Genomic DNA, 20,318 nt, shown 5'->3' on the forward strand with positions numbered 1-20,318 from the left:
TCACACTCGTTCAGCTTCGGAACCATGCCGATGGGAGAATGTGTCCATGGACACCGCTGAGCTCCTCATCCTGCTGATCGGATCGCTCGCGGTGACGGGGTTCGCCCGAGCCAAGGGGCTCCCCGCTCCGCTGCTCGTCACGGCGGTCGCCCTGGCGGCCTCGTTCCTGCCCGGGCTGCCGCCGATGGAGATCGACTCCGAGGTCATCCTCACGGTGATCCTGCCGCCGCTGCTCTACTCGGCGGCCCTCGACGTGTCGTGGCAGAGCTTCCGCGGCTCGATCAAGCAGATCCGACGGCTCGGCATCTTCCTGGTGATCGTCACCGCCCTGGTCGTCGGCGGGGTGGCGTACCTGCTCATCCCGGACATGACCCTGCCGGCGGCGATCCTGCTCGGCGCGATCGTCGCCCCGCCGGACGCGGTGTCCGCCGCCGCGATCGGCCGGAAGCTCGGACTCCCCCGCCGCGTGATGACCGTGCTGTCGGGCGAGAGCCTGATCAACGACGCGGCCTCGCTGACCCTGGTGCGGGTGTTCACGCTCATCATCGCGGGCACGTCGCTGACGATCTGGCAGGACCTCGGCATCTTCGGCCTGGCGATCGGCGTCGGTCTGGTCGTCGGCATCGTGCTCGGCGTCGTCGTGCACTGGATCCGGATGCGCATCAACGACCCCGTGGTCGAGACGATCATGAGCATCCTGCTGCCGTTCGTCGCCTACATCCTCGCCGAGGACCTGTCCGGCTCCGGGGTCATCGCGGTCGTCACTGCGGGCCTGTACATCGGCTACAACTCGCCGAAGGAGGGCTACGCCACCCGCCTGCAGGAGCGCCCGCTCTGGACGAGCATCGACGTCATCCTCGAGGGCTTCGTGTTCGCGCTCATCGGCCTGCAGCTCAACACCGTCGTGCAGGACCTGGTCGAGAGCGAGCGGAGTCTCGGGCAGACCCTCACCGCCGCGGCCGTCGTGCTCGCGGTGGTGATCCTGGTCCGGCCGCTGTTCGTGTTCGAGTCCTACGCGCGCAACCGGTTCAACGGGAAGTGGCTCCGGCCGCTGCGGATCAAGCTGTCCCGCGGGCACCCGTCGCTGCGCTGGATGCGCGGTTCCGCCGAGCCGAAGCTCAACTGGCGGGAGCTCACCGTCATCTCGTGGACGGGCATGCGCGGTGTGGTGACCCTCGCCGCAGCGGTGTCGGTCGTCGCGAGCCCGACGCAGATCCCGGCGCAGGACACGATCTTCATCATCGCCTTCTTCGTCACCGTCGGCACCCTGCTGCTGCAGGGACTCACCCTGCCGTTCGTCATCCGCGCGCTCAAGGTGCAGGACCCGGCCGAGGGCGAGGAGGACGTGCGCAGTGAGATGCGACTCAACCAGCGCACGACGGAGGCCGCGATCGAGTTGCTCGAGAAGCGGCGTCCGGCGTGGGCGAAGCAGTACGGCTCGGAGGCCGTCGACTCGGTGGTGAACCGGCTGAAGGCGCGACTCGAGCGTCAGGCCGAGACGTTCCGTCAGGACGCCGAGGAAGAAGAGGACGAGGGGCGGAACGTCGCACTGCGCCTCCGTGGCTCGCAGATCCAGGACATCCGCCGCGAGCTCCTCGACCGTCGCCGCGAGATCGTGCTCGAGGAGCGGGAGAAGGGGAACCTCGACGAGGAGGTCATGCGCCGCGTGCTCGTGACCCTCGACGCGGAAGAACTCGCGATGGACTCGGCGCAGGCGTCGCGCAGTCGCTCCTGAGCACCCCGGGCGTATCCTGGCGCTCCGATCGAGAGCAGGAGCAGAGCGCCGAGTGAGCACGCCGCGGAACGACGTCCCCAAGAACGACGACGGACCGGAGCGCCCCGGCGGTTCTCGTCCCACGCCACCGAAGCCGCGCGGGACCCGTCCCTCCGCACGTGGGACCAAGCCGCGCCGTGGCGGCAAGGTCGCCGGGCACACGCGTTCGGGACCCCGGCGACAGGCTCCGGTGCCCGCGCCCCAGCAGCACGGCGCCTACCGCCGGTGGTACTCGACCCTGCACCCGTCGCTGCAGCTGATCGGCCTGCAGCTCTGGATGCCGCTGTTCTTCATCGTCGGGTTCTGCCTGTGCTACGTCTTCGCGTTCCACGCCCCGCACCCGCACGACGTCCCGATCGCCCTGATCGGCAGCGACCCGGCGTTCGTGCAGGCGGTGCAGCAGGCGTTGCCGGGCGAGTTCGTGTTCCACACGTACGACTCGCTCGCGCAGGCGAAGCGCGACGTTGTGGGCGGCTCCATGGCGGTCGCGTACGACCCCGCTGCGAACGAGTTCTTCAAGGCGAGCGCGCACCAGTTCCAGGTCGCGAGCCTCGTCCCGGCCACCCTCACCGCGGTGCTGACCGGCCTGGGCGGGGCAACCCCGAAGGTCACCGAGCTCGCACCCCTGCCCGCTTGGGACGAGTACGGCACCGTCGCGATGTACGTCATGCTCGCGTGGTGCATCGGCGGCTACATGGTCGCGATGTTCATCGGCATCATGGGCGGCCCGCTCCGGCACCGCACCCGGATGACGGTCATCGTGGTCGGCGGCCTGGTCATCTCGCTCATCACGAACACCCTCGCCGGGCCCGTGCTCGGCGCCATCCACGGGCATTGGATCCAGCTCGTGCTCATCGCCTGGGGCTGGATCGTGGCGATCGGCCTGGCGGTGAACGGCCTGAGCTACTTCGTCGGCCGGTTCATCGCCGCACCCGCCATGATCTGCTTCGTCTTCCTGTCCATGCCGTCGTCCGGCGGCGCCTACCCGAAGTGGTTCATGCCCGAGCCCTTCGCCTGGCTGAACAACGTCGTCGTCGGCTCGAGCATGGTCGACATGATCAAGCACCAGGTCTACGGCGTCGGCCCCGGCCCGGCTCGCGGCCTGATCACGATGGCCTGCTACGCCACGGCCGGCCTGGTGCTGATGTACTTCGGCAAGAAGTGGTGGGAGCGCCGACGGATCCGGGCGATCGTCACCGGCCGGACCACGATGTTCCAGGACGCCAACACCGCCAACCGCGAGTTCCTCGGCGGGCAGCGCGACGCCGAGCTCGAGCGCCACGGCCTGACCTCCACCGAGACCGGCACCCTGAGCGTGCTGCGGGACGACGACTGGGAGGACGACCGCACCGGCGGTGACGTCTTCACCGGCGGTCGCGACGGCCTCGAGCCGGACGCGACACCGACCGGGCGCATCGCCGTGCAGCGCCCCGGGGACCGCACCGGCCCGGTGCAGCGGGCGGGAGGCGCGGGGACCGGACCGCGCACGCGTCCCGTCCCACGCACCGAGGGCTCCAGGGCGCCGGCTCGGTCCGACACGTCGGACGAGCCGCCGCACGGCCGGCACGCCGACCGCTGACGCGTATCCTGATCGGATGAACCCGCGCATCACCTGGCACCGCGTCCTCATCACCGTCGTCGTCGTGTTCCTCGTGCTGACGGTGGGCTTCTACGCCGCGAGCGTCCTGCTCGCGCCCGCCGACGGCCGCGGCACCGCCGGGCTGTTCGTCGGGTGGGCGATGTTCTCGATGATCGGCGCGATCGTCGTCGGCATCATCGACTTCTTCGTGCGGCCCCTGGGTGGCCGGAGCGGCGACGCCGACGTCATGGCCGCCGCCGAGGAAGCGCGCACCGGCAGCACCCGTACCCAGCAGCCGCGCTAGCAGCCAGCAGCTAGTCCTCCACGCCGACGCCGACGCCCGTCCCGGTGAACCCGGCGACCGTCGCGTCGTCCTCGGCGAACGTGAACCGCGCCCGGACGCTGCCGCCCGCGAGCACCCCCGGCAACCAGTAGCGGGCGTCGTCCCACATCGCGTCGTAGGGCACGGTGTCGACCGGGATCCACCGCGGCTCCAGTTCGTCGGAGCCCGACGGGTCGCCCTGCCAGCGGCGGCAGACGAAGACGTCCGAGACCTGGGACCAGGACGGTCGGTACGGGAACCGGTAGTCCAACGTGCCACGGGCCTCCAGGTCGACCGCGTCGAGCCGCAGGCCGACCTCTTCACGCACCTCGCGCACGGCGGTCTCGACCGCCGACTCGCCGGGCTCGCGCTTGCCGCCGGGGCCGACCAGACGGCCCGTGCCGAGGCCGCGGCGCTTCTCCCCCAGCAGCACCTCGGGGCCTGCCTCGCCGTCGCGCAGCAGGTACACGACCACCACCCGGGGATGCTGGGACTTGCTCTCGTCGCGAAGGGTCACGCGTCCAGTGTGACCGATGGAGTGTCGTACGCTTTTCCCATGGCAGGCGTGCTGCGGGGGCACCATGGCTGAGCCCCGCAGGACCGGGCGCAGCCTCGAAGTGCTGCGCGCCGAGGCCGCCGAGGAGATCTCGATGCTCGTCGAGCACCGCAGTCGTCAGGGCGAAGACCCGTGGGAGTTCATGCCGACGCTCCCCACCGTCGACGAGCAGGTCGTGCTGATCCTGCGCGCGGATGCCGTCGACCTGGACGAGGCGATCGGCAAGCGGCACGCGCAGTGGTCGAGCCACCCGGCGTCCGGGCAGGGCACCCGGCTGGGCGAGGAGTACCACCGGCTGCGCCGGATCGCGCTGCAGCACCCCGAGCTGACGCCCGCCGTGTGGAAGCTGCTGGGCGCGCTGCCCGAAGCCGGCTGAGCTGCGGTTGGATGGACGCATGACCGAAACCGTGCTCGCCGTCCTCAACCAGCCCTCCCGCGACGCTGCGCCGCACGACCCCGCGGCCGACGCCTTCACCTGGGCGAAGCCGCTCGAGGAGCACGTGCAGGTGCAGGACCTCGGCGTCACGCGCGGCGACGGCGTGTTCGAGACGATCACGGTGATCGACGGTCGGCCCCAGGCCCTCGAGGCGCACCTCGCCCGCTTCGGCCGCTCCGCCGCGATGCTCGACCTGCCCGCGCCCGACCCGGAGGCCTGGCGCCAGGCCATCGAGGCCGTCTGCGCCCGCCTCGACCCGGTGCGCGAGGCCTTCGCCAAGACCGTCCTGACCCGTGGGGTCGAGGGCACCGACCGTCCGACCGGGTGGGTCTACGCCGCGCCGTCGGGTGACTCCACGGCCGCCCGCACCGAGGGCATCTCCGTCGTCGTCCTGGACCGCGGGTACCGGCACGACGTCGAGCGCACCTCGCCGTGGTTGCTGCAGGGCGCGAAGACGCTGTCGTACGGCGTCAACATGGCCGCCCTGCGCGAGGCCGTCCGCCGCGGCGCCGACGACGCCCTGTTCGTCTCGAGCGACGGCTACGTGCTCGAGGGCACGCGCGCCAACCTGATCATGAAGGTCGGCGACCGGCTCGTCACGCCCCGCACCGACATCGGGATCCTGGCCGGCACGACGCAGGCCGACGTGTTCCGCTTCGCTGAGCAGGAGGGCATCGAGACCGCCTACGAACTCGTCACCCTCGCCGACCTGGCGGCGGCGGACGCGCTCTGGCTCGTGTCGAGCGTGCGGCAGGCTGCGCCGATCCGCTCGGTGAACGGCGACGCGCGTCCGATCGACGCCGAGCTCACGACGCGGATCAACGACTTCCTGCTGGCGCGCGAGGTCTGAGCACGCGGCGCCCCCGGCGCAACGGCCTGGAGGCCCGGATCGCGACCCGCAGGCACGTCGCGATCCGGGCCTCCCGGCTGTGCACCCGCTACCAGCGCGGCGTGGTGACGCCGGCCCCGTCGGCCCACGCGAAGACGGGCTTGCCGTCGATCCAGACGCGCGTCGCGCGGCTGGTCGCGTCGAGCGGGTCGCCGTCCCAGAGCACGAGGTCGGCGTCGTAGCCCTCGGCCAGGCGACCGACGCGGTCTCCGAACCCGAGGAACTCGGCCGGGTTGACCGTGAGCGCCTCGAGTGCGGTCTGGGCGGGCAGGCCCTCCTTCACGGCGGCGGTCGCCTGGTCGACGAGCATGTTGATCGGCACGACCGGCGCGTCCGTCGTGATCGCGACCCGCACCCCGGCCGCCGCGATCGTGGCGAGGTTCGGGATGCCGCGGTCGCGGAGTTCGACCTTCGAGCGGCTGGTGAACAGCGGGCCGTAGATGACCGGGATGTCCTTGGCAGCCAGCACGTCGGCGATCTTGTGCGCCTCGGTGCCGTGGTTCACGACGAGCCGGTAGCCGAACTCCTCGGACAGGCGGATCGCGGTGGCGATGTCGTCGTGGCGGTGGGTGTGCTGGTCCCAGACGAGCTCGCCGTCGAGCACCCGGACGAGCGTCTCCTTCGTCAGGTCGCGGGCGAACGGCTCGTCCTTCGCGGCTGCGGCGTCGCGGGCGGCCTTGTAGTTCTGCGCCTCCACGAAGGCGTCACGGATGATCTTCGCGACGCCGAGCCGGGTCGAGGGTGTCTGGCCCTTGCCGCCGTAGACGCGCTTCGGGTTCTCGCCGAGGGCGCTCTTCACACTGACCGAGTCGGAGATGAGCTGCTCGTCGATCGTCCGGCCGCCCCAGGTCTTGATGGCGACGCTCTGCCCGCCGATCGGGTTGCCGGAGCCTGGCTTGACGACGATGCTCGTGATCCCGCCGGCTAGGGCGTCCCGGAAGCCCTCGTCGTCGATGTCGATCGCGTCGATGGCCCGGACGCCGGCCATGTTCGGGGCGGTCATCTCGTTCGTGTCGTTGCCGGCCTCGCCGTTGGCCTCCTCGTGGATGCCGACGTGGCCGTGTGCCTCGACGAAGCCGGGGACGAGCCACGAACCCGCGGCGTCGATGACCGTCATCCCCTCGGGCGGGGAGACGTCCGGACCGATCGCGGTGATCCGGCCGTCCTCGACGACGACCGCGCCGCCGTCGAAGGCTGGAGCGGAGACGGGGACGACGTGGGCACCGGTGATCGCGAAGGAGTTGCTCATGGCACCAACGGTACGCGGGGGCGTGGTGCGCGGGCGGGCGCTGTCGCACGGGCGCGGGCGGGCGCAGTCGCACGGGTGCGCGCGGCGGCGAGCGGGCGAAATACCGATTCCTGGCGTCGAGCGTCCGGGTGGCTCTACCGTCGCGGGATGGCACACCGGAGCGACACCTGGCTCACGCACGAACGCAGCGAGCGACCGTGGCGCAGCGCCGTCCGCGGGTGCCGTGACGACCGGCTGGTGACCACCGTGCGGGTGTCGCTGCCCCCGTCCATCGCGAGGGCTCGGTGGACGCCCGACGACGACACCGTCGCGCTGCTCGACCGGAGCGCCACGGCCCTGCGCGCCCTCGACGTCCACCACGGCTCCCGGCTCGCGCCGCTCGGGTCCGTGCTCGGCCGGACCGAAGCCGTGGCGTCGTCGCGGATCGAGGACGAGTCCGCGTCGATCGACGACCTGGCACGGGCCCTCGTCGGCATCCGGGCGAACGCCGGTGCCACCGCGGTCGTCCGGGCCGGCGGCGCCGTCGAGCACCTGGTGTCCGGAGCGGACTCGGGCACCGTCACCGAGGCCTCCCTGCTCGAGGCACACCGCCTGCTGATGCGCGACGACCCGGTGGACGGACGGTACGCAGGCCGGTACCGCGACGTGCAGAACTGGATCGGCGGCGGCGCCACGCCCCGCGACGCCGTGTACGTGCCACCACCGCCCGAGCTCGTGGCACCGCTGATGGCCGACCTGTTCGCGTTCGTGCACCGTGTGGACCTGCACCCGATCGCCCAGGCCGCGATCGCCCACGCCCAGTTCGAGTCGATCCACCCGTTCACCGACGGCAACGGTCGGATCGGGCGCGCGCTGATCGGTGCCGTGCTCCGGCGTCGCGGGGTGACGACCACGGTCACGGCACCGGTGGCCACCGCGCTCGCGGCGGATCGGCGGCGGTACTTCCGGCACCTCGAGCAGTACCGCGACGGCAAGGTCACCGGGTTCGTGGTCGACGTGGCCCTCGCAATCGGGACGGTGTGCGACGAGGCGACCCTGAGCGCCCTGCTGCTCGCCGAGCACGACGCCGATCGGTCCGTCGGCCCCTGCGCCTCGGGCCCGCACGCCGTCGTCGGCCGTGCGCTCGCCGACGACCCCGTCCTGACCGAAGCGCACCTGGACACCCTGCTCACGACCGACGAGGTCGAGCGCGTCACCCACGACCTGGTGCTGGCGGGAGTGCTCCGTCCGGTCACCGATCGTCTCCGAGACCGGGCGTGGGTCGCACCGGCCGTGGTCGACGAGCTCGAGGCGTTCGAGCAGCGGGTGCAGGCGGCGGTGGGCGGGCGCGAGCGCACGGCGGCCTGACCGGGGGTGCGGGCGAATAGGGTGGGACGGTGAGCAACGAGCACACCGCATCCACCCCGCCCAGCGCCGCCAAGCGGCCCGTGACACGGACCCACCACGGCATCGACTTCGTCGACGACTACGAGTGGCTGCGGGACAAGGAATCCCCCGACACCCTGGCGTACCTCGAAGCCGAGAACGCCCACACCGACGCCGCGACCGCGCACCTCGCGCCGCTGCGGGACCGCATCTTCGCCGAGGTGAAGAGCCGCGTGCAGGAGACCGACCTCTCCGTGCCGGTCCGGATGGGCGACTGGTGGTACTTCACCCGCACCGCCGAGGGCAGCCAGTACGGCGTGCACTGCCGCGTGCCCGTCGCCGGCCCCGACGACTGGACGCCGCCCGCCGTCGTCGAGGGCGAGTCGACACTCCCCGGCGAGCAGGTGGTCCTCGACGGCAACGCCCTGGCCGACGGCCACGAGTTCTTCTCCCTCGGCACCTACGACATCAGCGACGACGGCACCCGCCTGGTCTACGGCATCGACGTCGAGGGCGACGAGCGGTACACCCTGCACGTGCGCGACCTGGCCTCGGGGACCGACCTCGGCGACGCCATCCCGAACACGGGCGCCGGCGCCACGTTCGACCCGGCCGGCCGCTACGTCTTCTACCCCACGGTCGACGAGTCGTGGCGCCCGGACAAGATCTGGCGCCACACGGTCGGCACCGCGGCGTCCGAGGACGTCCTGGTGTTCGAGGAGCCCGACGACCGCTACTGGGTCGGTGTCGGTGTCACCCGCTCGTCGCAGTACATCGTCATCGAGCTCGGCTCGAAGATCACGTCTGAGGCGCACGTCCTCGACGCCGCGGACCCCACCGGTGAGTTCCAGGTCGTCTGGCCCCGCCGTGAGGGTGTCGAGTACGAGATCGAGCACGCCATCGTGGGCGGCAGCGACCGGTTCCTGGTGCTGCACAACGACGGCGCCGAGAACTTCGAGCTCGTCGACGTCCCCGCCGACGACCCGACGTCCGAGCGTGACCGCCGCGTCGTCCTGGCGCACCACACCGAGCGCCGCATCGAGTCGGTCGACGCCTTCGCCGGACACCTCGCCCTGGAGTACCGGTCCGAGGCGCTCCCCCGCGTCGCGATCATCCCGATCGAGGGCGACGGCTACGGCGACGCGCACGAGGTCCCCTTCGACGAAGCACTGTTCTCGGCGGGGCTCGGCGGCAACCCGGAGTGGGAGCAGCCGACGCTCCGCATCGGGTACACGTCGTTCGTGACCCCCTCCGAGGTCAGCGACCTCGACCTGGCCACCGGCGAGGTCACCGTCCTGAAGCGTCAGCCCGTGCTCGGCGGCTACGACCCGGCCGACTACGTGCAGGAGCGCGACTGGGCGACCGCGTCGGACGGCACCCGCGTGCCGATCTCGCTCGTCTGGCGTCGTGACGCCGTCGAGGACGGCACCCCGGCACCGCTGCACCTCTACGGCTACGGCTCGTACGAGCACTCGATCGACCCCGGCTTCAGCGTCATGCGCCTGTCGATGCTCGACCGCGGTGTCGTCTTCGCCGTCGCGCACGTCCGTGGTGGCGGTGAGCTCGGCCGGCACTGGTACGAGAACGGCAAGACCCTGACGAAGAAGAACACCTTCACCGACTTCGTCGCGGTCGCCGAGCACCTGATCGAGTCCGGCCGGACGAGCGCCGACCGGCTCGTGGCCGAGGGCGGCAGCGCGGGCGGGCTCCTGATGGGTGCGGTCGCCAACCTCGCACCCGAGCGGTTCGCCGGGATCCTGGCCGCCGTGCCGTTCGTCGACGCGCTCACGAGCATCCTCGACCCGGACCTGCCCCTCACCGTCATCGAGTGGGACGAGTGGGGCGACCCGCTGCACGACGCCGAGGTCTACCGCTACATGAGCGAGTACACCCCGTACGAGAACGTCCGCGACGACGTGCAGTACCCGCAGATCCTCGCCGTGACCTCGATCAACGACACCCGCGTGCTCTACGTCGAGCCCGCGAAGTGGACCGCGAAGCTCCGCGAGGTCGGCGCTCCGGTGCTGCTGAAGACCGAGATGTCCGCCGGCCACGGTGGTGTCAGCGGTCGCTACGCGTCGTGGAAGGAGCGGGCGTTCGAACTCGCGTGGCTGCTCGACGTGCTCGGGCTCGCCGACGAGACGCCCGCCGCCGCGACCGCCAACCCGATCGCCGCGGGCTGAGCGACGCCTCGCACTTCGTGAGCAGAAGAGGTCGGGTCCGAACGCGGGACCCGACCTCTTCTGCTCACCAAGCGAACAGCGGCGCACGCAGCGCACGCAGCGCGCACCCCGCTCACACGCGGTTGAGCGCGTGCACCGCCTCGTCGTAGGACTCCTCGGCCAGGCGCACCCGGTCCCCCGCGAGCACCCCGTACCCGAACGTGCCCTCACCCCCGCGCTCCGCGATCGCCGCGTTCGCCCGCAGGATGTCGAGGGCGTGCAGGGACCGCACCCGTTCGGTCAGCACGTCGGCGGCGGTGCCGATCCGCTTCCACAGCGCGTGCGGGAACGCGTCGTCGCCGAGGACGTCCATCGCCATCCGGGCGCGCATCGTCTCCTGCCACGCGGCCTCGGTGGTGGTCCGGTCGGCGGCCTCGCGCTCGGCAGCGGTGTCCGAGGTGTCGTCGGCGACGGCGGCCCGGACGAGTTCGCGCACGCGCGGCTTCACGTCGGCGCCGACGTCCTGTGCGACCTGCTTCGGTGCGCGGAGCGACCACGCCGTCGGAGCCGGTCGCTCGGCCGCGTCGTCGAGGGCGTCGAGCAGTTCGAGGAACGGCTCGCCGTGCAGGAACGCGACGACGTCCCGCACCGCCTGGTCGCGACGTTCCCGGGTCGAGGCGAGGATGCGCTCGCGGGTCATCGCGTCGACCAGGTCGTCCTGCGCCGGCGACGACGCCCGCGGCAGCCGGTCGATCAGGTACTCGGCCAGCGCCGCACGCGCGGTGACGCCCGCCAGGCCGTCCGCCGCCTCGGCGGCGCGGTCGACGGCCTCGCCGTCGGGGAACGCCGGGCGGTAGGCGCCCAGGATCGCGGCGATCTCGAGGGTGGTGTCGGCCGCCTGCCGGAGGTCGGCCGTGTCGCCGGAGCGGAGCCGGGCCTCCTGGCCGAGCAGCGCGACGCGCAGCTTGCGCACCCGCTTCGCCAGGATGCGTGCGGTCGTGCCCTTGGCCGGCTTCTCCTCGGTCTGGAGGCGCGGTGCCGGCGCTCCTGCCAGCCCGCGTGCCAGCTTGGACGCGACGGCGGCGGGGCCGGCGCCGACGGCCGCGAAGCGCCCGTCGAGGGCCGCGAACAGCTCGTGGGCGATCTGCGGGTCGACGCCGTCGACGGTCTCGACCTCGACCTCGCGCCAGGTGCGCGGGGTCTCGGGGGCGTCGTCGTCGAGGCGCTGGGCGGTGACCTGGTCGTCGGCGAGCTCGGCGATCTGGTCGCCGTCCTCGTCGAGCAGTCGGGTGACGGTGCGGGTGGTGGTGATCCGGACGACCGGGCGCAGCCCGCGGCCGCGACGCTCCGTGAAGAGCGCGGCGAGGACCTCGTCGGGCACCGTGTCGGCGTCGTCGGTCAGCGGGAACTGCTGCTCGTGGCGGACCGTGTCCGACTCCGAGCGCTTGATGTGCCAGCCGGCGTCGGGGCCGCCCGTGCGGCGACGGACGGTCACCCGCGCGGCCACCAGGTCGTACCGCTCGGTGTCCCAGTAGGTCGCGTCCAGTTCGAACGGCTCCTGGTGCTCGGTGCGGAGGATGCCGCCCGCGCCGACGAGGTCGGGGAGGGCACCGCCCTCGGGCAGGTCGTAGGTGCGCTCGATCTCGAGGTGCGTGTGGCTCACACGCTCTTGTCTACCAGGCACTGCGGGGTTTCCCCGCACCCGGGGTTAGCCTGCAGGGATGAGCGACACGATCACCCGCGAGCAGTTCACGCCCGAAGCCGGCGGCGTCACGATGTTCACCACCACGTGGTGCGGCTACTGCGCCCGGCTGAAGAACCAGATGTCGAAGGCCGGGGTGCCCTTCACCGAGGTCGACATCGAGCAGACCCCCGGTACCGCCGAGCTCGTCGCCGAGGTCAACGGCGGCAACCAGACCGTGCCGACGCTCGTGTTCTCCGACGGCTCGACGGCGACGAACCCGTCCCTGGCCGAGGTGCAGTCCCGCATCTGAGCGGCGGCCCTCCGCAGAACACCGGTGTTCACGCTCCGAACACGCGCATGACGCGGTTCAGAGTGCGAACACCGGTGTTTTGCTGTCCGGGACAGCGCCGCGCGCCGGACGCGCCGAGCTAGCCGCCGAGCGCCTCGGTCAGCAGCGCAGCCATCGCGTCGAGCTGGATGTCACCGGAGTCGACGACCTCTTCGTCCGAACCGTCGAGCGCGCGGGCGGCCAGGGACGCCTTCGAGTCGATGAGCTCGGCGATCTTGGTGTCGATCGTCTGCGCGGCGATGATGCGCCACGCGGTGACGGGCTCTTCCTGCCCGATGCGGTGCACGCGGTCGATCGCCTGGGTCTGCTCGGCGCTCGTCCACGACAGCTCGGCGAGCACGACGTTCGACGACACCTGCAGGTTCAGACCGACACCGGCCGCGGTCAGCGAGCAGACGATGACGGCGACGTCGGGGTCGTTCACGAACGAGTCGATCTCGGCCGTGCGCTGCGTCGGGGTCTGGTCGCCGCGGATCGTGGCGGTGCGCAGCCCGCGACGGGCGAACACCTCTTCCGCCTGGTCCATCACGTCGAGGTGCTTCGCGAAGAACACGACCTTGCCGACGTTCGAGGCGAGCTGCGCCGCGTAGTCGGCCGCGAGCTGGGCCTTGGCACGGCCGATGCGGCGGACCATCGAGAACACGTTCTCGCCGGTCGACGAGGCGTCCTGGTCCTCGAGCTCCCAGCGGGCGACCTGGCGGACCAGCTTGTGGTCGATGCCGACGACCGGGTCCTGCCCGGTGCGGGCGTCGAGCGCCTGGTGGTAGCGGCGGACGAGCTTCGCGGTGAGCTCGCGCTCGGCGTCGCGGATGGAGCGACCCTCGTCACCGTCGAGCTCGACGGGGATGTCGGCGATCCGGCGGGCCGGGATGTCCGCGGCGACGTCGACCTTGCGGCGTCGGACGATGCCCTGGTCGATGACGGCACGGCGGGCCTCGACGAAGAACCCGGGGTCGGCCGGCGTCAGGCCGATCTCCTCGAGCTCGTTCATGAGCTTCGCGCGCGGCTTCTTGTCGTCGATCCAGCCGAGGTACTCCCAGATGGTGCGGAAGTCCTCGACCGAGTTGATCAGCGGGGTACCGGTCAGCGCCATGAGCAGCGGTGCGGCGGTGCGCTGCCGGATGCGCTCGGCGATCTGCAGCACGAACCGGGCGCGCTGCGAGTCCCTGTTCTTGATGAAGTGCGCCTCGTCGACGACCATCCCCTTGAACCCGAAGTTGCCGAGCCACCCGGCGTGCCGGTCGAGGATCTCGTAGTTCACGATGACGATGTCGGCGAACCCGTCGAGGTCGTTGCCGTCCCCGTGGATCACCGTGGCGCGGTGGTTCGGCACCCAGCGCTCGGCTTCACGCGCCCAGTTCGTCTTGACGACGTTCGGCACGACGACGAGCAGCGGGAACGCGTTCGCGGCATCGGCGGCGAGCAGCGACTGTGCGGTCTTGCCGAGGCCGGGCTCGTCGGCGAGCAGGAACGTGCGGTGCCCCTGCGCTGCTGCGGCGACGAGTTCCGCCTGGTGCTTCATGAGCGTGGTGCCCGAGCGCGAGTGCAGCGTCGTGGGCTCCGGCAGCGGCATCGTCGCCGCTCCCCCGCCCGCGCCGTACTCGAACGACTTGAACAGCGGCCCGAACAGCTCCCAGTTCGCCAGGCGACGCGGGTGCGCGACGGGCTGGTCGGCGAGGGCGAAGTCCGGCGGCATGAACGGGTTCGCGAGCTGGCGCTGCACGACCGCCTGCGGCACGACGGCCCGCACCGGGGTCTCGACGACCGCGGCGGGCTCGGACGCGATGACGAGGTCCTCCGGCTGCAGTTCCATGCCGCCGGCGATCATCATGTCGCGCTTGACCGCACGCGTCGCCTCGGACACCTGCACCTCTTCGGCGAGGAGCTGGATGACACTGGTGTCGCGCGCCGCCGTCTTCGCGAGGATCGTGGCCACGCCGTCGAGCCGCTTGAGCTGCTCGGCGCGCTGCGCGTCGGTGAGCTCCGTGTCGGCCTTCACCCGCGCGCGCTCTTCGCGCATGAGCAGGGCGACCGCCTGGAACTTCGTCCGGTTCGATGCCTTGAGCGGTCCGCGCTGCGCCGCGGCCTCGACCTCGCGCACAGCGCGAGCGAGGACGGGGATGACGCCGTCGTTGTCCAGCGGCCTGGTGCGGCGTGACGCGGTCCGCGTCCCGCCGGCAGCACGCCGGGTGCCTGATCGAGCCAACGCTCCTCCTGTTCCGCCCACACGTCGGGGCGATCCGCCCGTGGGGCGGGAAGTCCTGCACCGGCGCCTGGCGCGGCTCCGGTTCAGCTGCGGGCCACCGTGGCCCACCGCATCGCCGGTCCCCGCATCGGGACGTCCGGTGGACTCCCGCGAGCCGTTCCACACGAGCACCTGCCGGGAGCAGGTTCGGACGGTCCGCGCCGGGATCCGGCGTCGTCACACGCACGTGATGCCCCCTCGGGGCGGTCACGGCCCGGTCCCCGCGTCGATCAAGTGATCGACGGCTGCGTCCGGAATCGACGCGGCACGCGGGAACGCGGTGCGTGCGCGCTCAGTTTACTCCCGGACCACCGACAGAGGCGACCGGCGCGTTGCCCGCGCGCGTCGCGACGGCGGACGGGAGGCCCGTGGCGGGCCCGACCCGGGCCTCCAGTCCGTCCTCCGGTCGTGTTCACCCCACCGAAGCGACACGTCTCCGGTTCCCTGCCCCGGTGACCCCGCGAAAGCGACAGGACGCCGCGGATGTTCCGCGCAGAACTGTCGCTTTCGCGACAGCGGCGTCGTGTCTCAGACCTGCGGTGCGGACCGCGGGCGGGTCGAACCACCGGTCGGGAGGCTCGGGGCCGCGTCCGCCAGGGCGGCCTGCGTCGCGGCGAGGAGCTGCTGGGCCGTCTGGATCCCGTTGGCGGAGCCGGTGGTCGCCTGGCCGCCGGCGTGGGCGAGCAGCTGGGCGCCGATGGCGGGTCCGATGCGGTCGGCCTCGCGCGGGTTGTGCGCGACCCAGTCGCGGGCGATCGCGTCGGCGAGGCGCTCGGCGGCGGCGCCGCGCTCGGCGTCGCCTCGGGACCGGTGCCAGAGCCCGGTGACCACGAGGTGGGCGACGACGGCACCGACGTCACGGACCGGGAAGCCCCAGCCCGCGGTGTCGATGTCGAGCAGGCCGGAGATGCGCCACGGCTCGTCCTCGTCGACGAAGACCTGCTCCAGGTGCAGGTCGCCGTGCACGACCTGCTTGGTCGAGCTCGACCAGCCGATGGAGCGGCGGCCGATGGCGTCGTACAGGCGGTCGATCTCCTCGGCGTCGCGCGGAAGAGCCGCGATGAGCGTACGACGGTGCCAGTCGGCGTGGTCCATCGCGTCGGCGCGCGCCTGCTGGGTCATCGGGACGGTGGCGACCCGGCCGCTCAGCGCGGCGAGCGACGCCACGAAGCGGGGGTCGTCGGCGATGTCGAGGATGCGGCTGCCTGCGGGCACGCCGCGGATGCGCTCGAGCACGAGCAAGCCGTCGCCACGGCTGGAGAGCACACGCGGCACCGGCAGACCGGCCGCGACGAACTGCTCGTGCGACTGCACGATCGGCGCGACCCGGTGCGGGCGGACGATCTTCAGGAACAGGGTGCGCTCGGGGGCGTCCACGCGGACGACCGCGCGCTTGCCGGGCCGGTACGCCGCCACGGTGAGCAGCGGGTCGGTGACGGGCATGCCGAGCGTGGTCAGCAGCTCGGCGACGGCGTCGCGGTAGGTGACCTGCGGCAGCACCGGCAAGCCGGGGTCGTTGGGGTACGCCCACACCGACACCGGGTCGCCCGTCGCCGGGTCGGTGACGATCGCGCTGTTCTGGTCGTGGGTGCCGCCGGTGTCGACGTAGGTCAGGACCGTGGCGCGCTGGCCGTTGCGGTCCGCCGTGTCGACCTCGTAGCCGTACAGGTAGCCGTTGCCCGAGGGCTCGACGGAGTGCGCCCGCGCGGCCACCACGGAGGTCCCGGAGCCGGCGAAGGCCTGCGGGATGACGCGCTCATGGTTGGGCCACACGACATCAGTCAACCGTGTCGCGCGGGTTTCGTCGCGTTCGTGCACGGCTCGGCGCGCGGCCGGTGGCTACCGTGGTCGGTGTGAACCCGGTCGCGCGTCTCCGCAGCTCCAGTCGCACGCCGTTCCTGCAGGTCGTGAAGACCGCCGTCGCGGTGGTCGCCGCCGTGCTCCTCTGCCGCCTGGTCATCCAGGGGCCGTTCCCCACCTTCGCGGCGATCGCTGCACTGCTCGTGGTGCAGCCGAGCATCAACCAGTCGTTCGTGAAGGGGCTCGAGCGGAGCGCGGGCGTGGTGATCGGCGTCGTGCTCGCCACCGGGTTCCACCTGCTGCTCGGCGACGGCGTGTTCGTCGTGCTGCTCGTCATCGTGCTCGCGATCCTCATCGCCTGGGCGCTCCGGCTCACCCCGACCTCCGCCACCCAGGTGGGGATCAGCGGGATGCTCGTGCTCACCGCCGGGGTCGTGACGCCGAACTACTCCGCCGACCGGATCCTCGAGACCGTGATCGGTGCGATCGTCGCCCTGGTCGTGAACGCGCTCATCGTGCCGCCCGTGCTGCTCGAACCGGCGCACCTCGCCGTCGCCCGGCTCGCCCGCGACACCGCGGTGGCGTTCGAGCGGATCGCGATCGGCCTGACCGAGGGGTGGGACCGCGAGCGCTGGGACGAGGCGCTCGTCGCGGCCCGCGCACTCCGGCAGCAGCACGCCAAGGCCGAGGCGTCCCTGGGGTCGGCGCGTGAGTCCCTGACGATGAACCCGCGCAGTGGCCGGCACCGGACGATCCTCGACCGCGACGTGGTGACCACCGACCACCTGCGCGTCCTGGTGACCCGGGTCACCGGGATGACCCGGGCGATCCGCGACAACACCGCACCGGACCTGCGCGACGACCCGGTGGTGCACGGCATCGCGACCGAGGTGGCACGGATCGGTGCGGACGTCCGGGCGCTGAGCGCTCGGGTGGAATCGACACGGCTCGACCCGGTGGACGGGGTCGGCGGAGCGGACACCGCTGCCTCCGGGCCGGACGTCGGGCCGTGGGCGGAGGCTTCCGAGCCGGCACTCACCGCGCCGCTCGAGGTGGTCCGGCCGAACTCCCGGCACTGGGTGCTCATCGGGGCGCTGCTCGAGGACATCCGACGGGTGCGTGGCGAGCTGCTCGGCGAGGACGACTAGTCAGTCCGCGTCAGCGCGCTGCGCAGGCCGCTCGGTCTGCTTCAGCGCGCTGCGCAGGCCGCTTCCGACGCCGTCCGCACGACGTCCGACCAGATCACCGCGGTCGGCACGACGTCGGTCGCGGTCGCACCCGGGATGCCGGCGTCGGCGTACCGGCTGATCTCCGCGACGACGGCCTCGGTGCCGACCTCGCGTGCAGCACGGCTCGCCACGTCCGGCACGGCCGTCCGCAGTTCCGCGACCACGCGGTCGCGCGGTGCGTCCTCCAGCTGCGCGAGCGCGCCGATGCCCTTCCACGCGGCGTCCAGTTCGGCGCGCAGGCGCACGATGGCCGGGTGGTCGATCGAGTCGTTCATGATCCCCCAGTGCGGGCGGCGCATCGGGTCGCGCTGTCCGCTGCCGGAGCCTAGCAACGAAGCAAGCGGCGCTCACGTCCCTAGAACGTGGGACAGACCGTTCCACCTTGTCCTGTGACGAGATTCAGCGAGTCGGACCCGGAGAACGGCCCTCCGCGCCGGTTCGATGCCACGATGGGTCCGAGGAGGTCCACTATGCGGCTGTTGGTGGTCGAGGACGACGACGAGATGCGTGCCCTGATGGAACGCGGACTCGCGGCCGAGGGGTACCGGGTCACGGCCGTCGAGAACGGTGTCGAGGCGCTCATCGCCCTCGGCGAGCAGGCGTTCGACCTGGCGGTCGTGGACGTGATGATGCCCGGCATGTCCGGCTTCGAGCTCGCGCGGCGGATCCGTGAGCGCGAGGACCCCGTGCGGATCCTGCTCGTGACCGCGCGCGATGCCGTCGATGACCGCGTGTTCGGGCTCGACGCCGGCGCGGACGACTACCTCACCAAGCCCTTCGCCTTCGCCGAGCTCACCGCTCGGCTGCGAGCGCTCGGCCGTCGTGAGTCCGCCGGAGCACCCCGCACCATCGAGGTCGGGGACGTCTCCATCGACTCCGAGGCCCGCCGCATCTCGATCAAGGGCCAGCGCGTCGCCGTGAGCCCCACCGAGTTCGCCCTGCTCCGACTGCTCGCCCGGTCCGCCGGCAGTGTCGTCGACCGCCCGAAGATCCTCGAAGAGGTCTGGGACGGTTCGCAGCACGTCGACCCGAACGTGGTCGAGCAGTACATCTCGTACCTCCGCAAGAAGCTCACCGCGCACGAGGCCACCGTCGCCATCGCCACGGTCCGCGGTCGCGGGTACCGCCTGGATCTGCTCGGGGCGTGAGCGGGGCCGACGACGCCCCACGATCGGACCGCCGACGCGGCGGTCCGATCCGGCCGCTGCGTCTGCTGTCGCTGCGTGCCCGGATCACGATCGGGTCGACGGCGATCGCCGCGATCGTCATCCTGCTGCTCGTCCTGGTGATGCGCTTCCAGGTGGTGAGCGTCGTCGCGAGTGCGACCCGCACCCTGCTCGACGCCGATGCCGACCCGTACGTCGCCACGCTCGAGGTCGACAGCGACCCCGACCTCTCGCCGCCGGGCAACGCGCAGCTCGTCGCCGTCGTGTCCCCGTCCGGCGAGATCGTGCTGTCGACGATGCCCGATCGTGTCGAGCAGGCCCTCGGCAGTCTGCGGTCCACCCCCGCCGGCACCTCGATCATCACGGCATCCGGCTCGGAGTACCGCGTCGTGGTGGAGCACCCCGTCAACGAGGCCGGCCGCTGGACCGTCGTCGCCGCCCGCAACTCGCAGGCCGAGGCCATCGTCGTCGACGACCTCACGACGACGCTGTCGCTGACCGGCCTGGCCATCCTGCTCGCGTTCGGCGTGGCGTCCTGGGTGCTCGCGACCACCGCGCTGCGCCCGGTGAACCGCATGCGCCGCGAGGCCGAACGGCTCTCCGTGGCTCCGGAGCGTGCCGAACTGCCGGTGGGCCCCGCCCAGGACGAGCTGGCGTCCCTGGCGACCACGCTCAACGCCTTCCTCGCCCGGACCCGGCAGGCGACCGAGCGCGAACGCCAGATGGTGTCGGACGCCAGCCACGAGCTCCGGACGCCCCTGGCCATCCTGACGACCCAGCTCGACCTCGCCTCGCTCGACGGCAACGACGCCGCCGCCCTCGCCGCCCACATCGAACGCGCCAAGCACAGCGTCGCGCGGTTGTCGCGGCTGGCGAACGACCTGCTCGCCCTGTCGCGGATCGAGGAGTCGGAGCGCCGTGAACAGGACGGCGACCGGCGCCCCGAGACCGCCTGGTCGGACCTCGGCGACGAGGTGATGGCCGCGGTCGACCGCGTCCGGCTCATCGCGTCGGCGAAGGACGTCACCGTCGACTTCGACCTCGAACCGCCCGTCGCCGTCGGTGGTTCCGGCCCGGGCATCGGCGGCGGCACCGTCGAACCGCGGTACCGGATCGACACCGGCGGGATGGCCCAGCTCGTCACGAACATCGCGGGCAACGCCGTGGCCGCACTCCCCCGCGGCGGCGGCATCTTCGTGTCCTGGCGGAGCACCGGCGGCGAGGGCGTGCTGCAGATCACCGACGACGGCCCCGGCGTGCCCGAGTCCTTCATCCCGGTGGCGTTCGACCGCTTCACCCGTCCGGACGAGGCCCGGACGTCCCGCCCGAACCCGGACCCGTCGACCGGTGCCGGCGCCCTGCCCGGCGGCTCGGGGCTGGGACTCGCGATCGTGCGTGCGGTGGCGGAACGGGCGGGAGGCACGGCGTCGCTCCGCAACGTGCCCGCCGGTGGGCTCGAGGTCACGATCCGCCTGCCCGAGGTGCGCTGAGCACGACGGCTCGCCTGAGCAGA

At 72.0% G+C, this 20,318-nt stretch carries 17 protein-coding genes; 11 read left to right on the forward strand and 6 right to left on the reverse strand.

Annotated features, from left to right (window positions below):
* The first annotated feature begins 46 nt into the window (after positions 1-46).
* The 3 genes from DEJ05_RS02950 to DEJ05_RS02960 all read left to right on the forward strand — a co-directional run bounded on the left by DEJ05_RS02950 (position 47) and on the right by DEJ05_RS02960 (position 3,657).
* Positions 47-1,735, forward strand: coding sequence for a sodium:proton antiporter (locus DEJ05_RS02950; protein WP_027464738.1), 1,689 nt, complete (start codon positions 47-49; stop codon positions 1,733-1,735).
* Between the two features lie 229 nt (positions 1,736-1,964).
* Positions 1,965-3,353, forward strand: coding sequence for an ABC transporter permease (locus DEJ05_RS02955; protein ID WP_146245003.1), 1,389 nt, complete (start codon positions 1,965-1,967; stop codon positions 3,351-3,353).
* A 16-nt stretch (positions 3,354-3,369) separates the two neighbouring features.
* Entirely contained in the window at positions 3,370-3,657 is a 288-nt protein-coding gene (locus DEJ05_RS02960; RefSeq protein WP_027464737.1) for a hypothetical protein, read from the forward strand.
* A gap of 10 nt (positions 3,658-3,667) precedes the next feature.
* Here DEJ05_RS02960 and DEJ05_RS02965 read toward each other — a convergent pair whose 3' ends face one another.
* Positions 3,668-4,192 (reverse strand): 8-oxo-dGTP diphosphatase, encoded by a 525-nt coding sequence (locus tag DEJ05_RS02965; protein ID WP_163343438.1) that lies wholly within the window; start codon positions 4,190-4,192, stop codon positions 3,668-3,670.
* Positions 4,193-4,256: 64 nt separating this feature from the next.
* On the opposite strand from DEJ05_RS02965, the gene DEJ05_RS02970 reads away from it, so the two are divergent.
* The gene (locus DEJ05_RS02970) at positions 4,257-4,607 is read left to right on the forward strand and encodes a tryptophan synthase subunit alpha (RefSeq protein WP_027464736.1); all 351 of its coding nucleotides are present in this window, start codon (positions 4,257-4,259) and stop codon (positions 4,605-4,607) included.
* Between the two features lie 19 nt (positions 4,608-4,626).
* Positions 4,627-5,517 (forward strand): aminodeoxychorismate lyase, encoded by an 891-nt coding sequence (locus DEJ05_RS02975; RefSeq protein ID WP_027464735.1) that lies wholly within the window; start codon positions 4,627-4,629, stop codon positions 5,515-5,517.
* An 88-nt stretch (positions 5,518-5,605) separates the two neighbouring features.
* Here DEJ05_RS02975 and DEJ05_RS02980 read toward each other — a convergent pair whose 3' ends face one another.
* A complete protein-coding gene (locus DEJ05_RS02980) occupies positions 5,606-6,805 on the reverse strand; it encodes an amidohydrolase (RefSeq protein WP_111109699.1) in 1,200 nt (399 codons plus the stop codon).
* Positions 6,806-6,952: 147 nt separating this feature from the next.
* On the opposite strand from DEJ05_RS02980, the gene DEJ05_RS02985 reads away from it, so the two are divergent.
* On the forward strand, positions 6,953-8,152 hold the full coding sequence (locus tag DEJ05_RS02985; RefSeq protein ID WP_111109700.1) for a Fic family protein: 1,200 nt from the start codon (positions 6,953-6,955) through the stop codon (positions 8,150-8,152).
* A 29-nt stretch (positions 8,153-8,181) separates the two neighbouring features.
* The gene (locus DEJ05_RS02990) at positions 8,182-10,353 is read left to right on the forward strand and encodes a S9 family peptidase (RefSeq protein ID WP_111109701.1); all 2,172 of its coding nucleotides are present in this window, start codon (positions 8,182-8,184) and stop codon (positions 10,351-10,353) included.
* Between the two features lie 112 nt (positions 10,354-10,465).
* On the opposite strand, the gene DEJ05_RS02995 is transcribed toward DEJ05_RS02990, so the two are convergent.
* Positions 10,466-11,995 (reverse strand): CYTH domain-containing protein, encoded by a 1,530-nt coding sequence (locus tag DEJ05_RS02995; RefSeq protein WP_071405572.1) that lies wholly within the window; start codon positions 11,993-11,995, stop codon positions 10,466-10,468.
* A 58-nt stretch (positions 11,996-12,053) separates the two neighbouring features.
* On the opposite strand from DEJ05_RS02995, the gene DEJ05_RS03000 reads away from it, so the two are divergent.
* A complete protein-coding gene (locus DEJ05_RS03000) occupies positions 12,054-12,326 on the forward strand; it encodes a mycoredoxin (protein WP_111109702.1) in 273 nt (90 codons plus the stop codon).
* A gap of 118 nt (positions 12,327-12,444) precedes the next feature.
* Here DEJ05_RS03000 and DEJ05_RS03005 read toward each other — a convergent pair whose 3' ends face one another.
* On the reverse strand, positions 12,445-14,571 hold the full coding sequence (locus tag DEJ05_RS03005) for a DEAD/DEAH box helicase (protein WP_181422702.1): 2,127 nt from the start codon (positions 14,569-14,571) through the stop codon (positions 12,445-12,447).
* A 567-nt stretch (positions 14,572-15,138) separates the two neighbouring features.
* Entirely contained in the window at positions 15,139-16,383 is a 1,245-nt protein-coding gene (locus DEJ05_RS03010) for a phosphotransferase enzyme family protein (RefSeq protein ID WP_111109703.1), read from the reverse strand.
* 80 nt (positions 16,384-16,463) lie between these two features.
* On the opposite strand from DEJ05_RS03010, the gene DEJ05_RS03015 reads away from it, so the two are divergent.
* Entirely contained in the window at positions 16,464-17,558 is a 1,095-nt protein-coding gene (locus tag DEJ05_RS03015) for an aromatic acid exporter family protein (RefSeq protein WP_111087568.1), read from the forward strand.
* Between the two features lie 41 nt (positions 17,559-17,599).
* Here DEJ05_RS03015 and DEJ05_RS03020 read toward each other — a convergent pair whose 3' ends face one another.
* The gene (locus tag DEJ05_RS03020; RefSeq protein ID WP_110864838.1) at positions 17,600-17,914 is read right to left on the reverse strand and encodes a hypothetical protein; all 315 of its coding nucleotides are present in this window, start codon (positions 17,912-17,914) and stop codon (positions 17,600-17,602) included.
* Between the two features lie 195 nt (positions 17,915-18,109).
* Between DEJ05_RS03020 and DEJ05_RS03025 the strand changes: the two genes are divergently transcribed.
* Positions 18,110-18,787: a response regulator transcription factor gene (locus DEJ05_RS03025; RefSeq protein WP_017885962.1), complete on the forward strand. Its 678-nt coding sequence runs from the start codon at positions 18,110-18,112 to the stop codon at positions 18,785-18,787.
* Positions 18,784-20,295: a cell wall metabolism sensor histidine kinase WalK gene (locus DEJ05_RS03030; RefSeq protein WP_111030518.1), complete on the forward strand. Its 1,512-nt coding sequence runs from the start codon at positions 18,784-18,786 to the stop codon at positions 20,293-20,295. Before DEJ05_RS03025 ends, DEJ05_RS03030 begins: the two co-directional genes overlap by 4 nt.
* Positions 20,296-20,318 lie beyond the last annotated feature (23 nt).

It is taken from the genome of Curtobacterium sp. MCLR17_045, from assembly GCF_003234405.1.
Classification (GTDB): Bacteria; Actinomycetota; Actinomycetes; order Actinomycetales; family Microbacteriaceae; genus Curtobacterium; species Curtobacterium flaccumfaciens.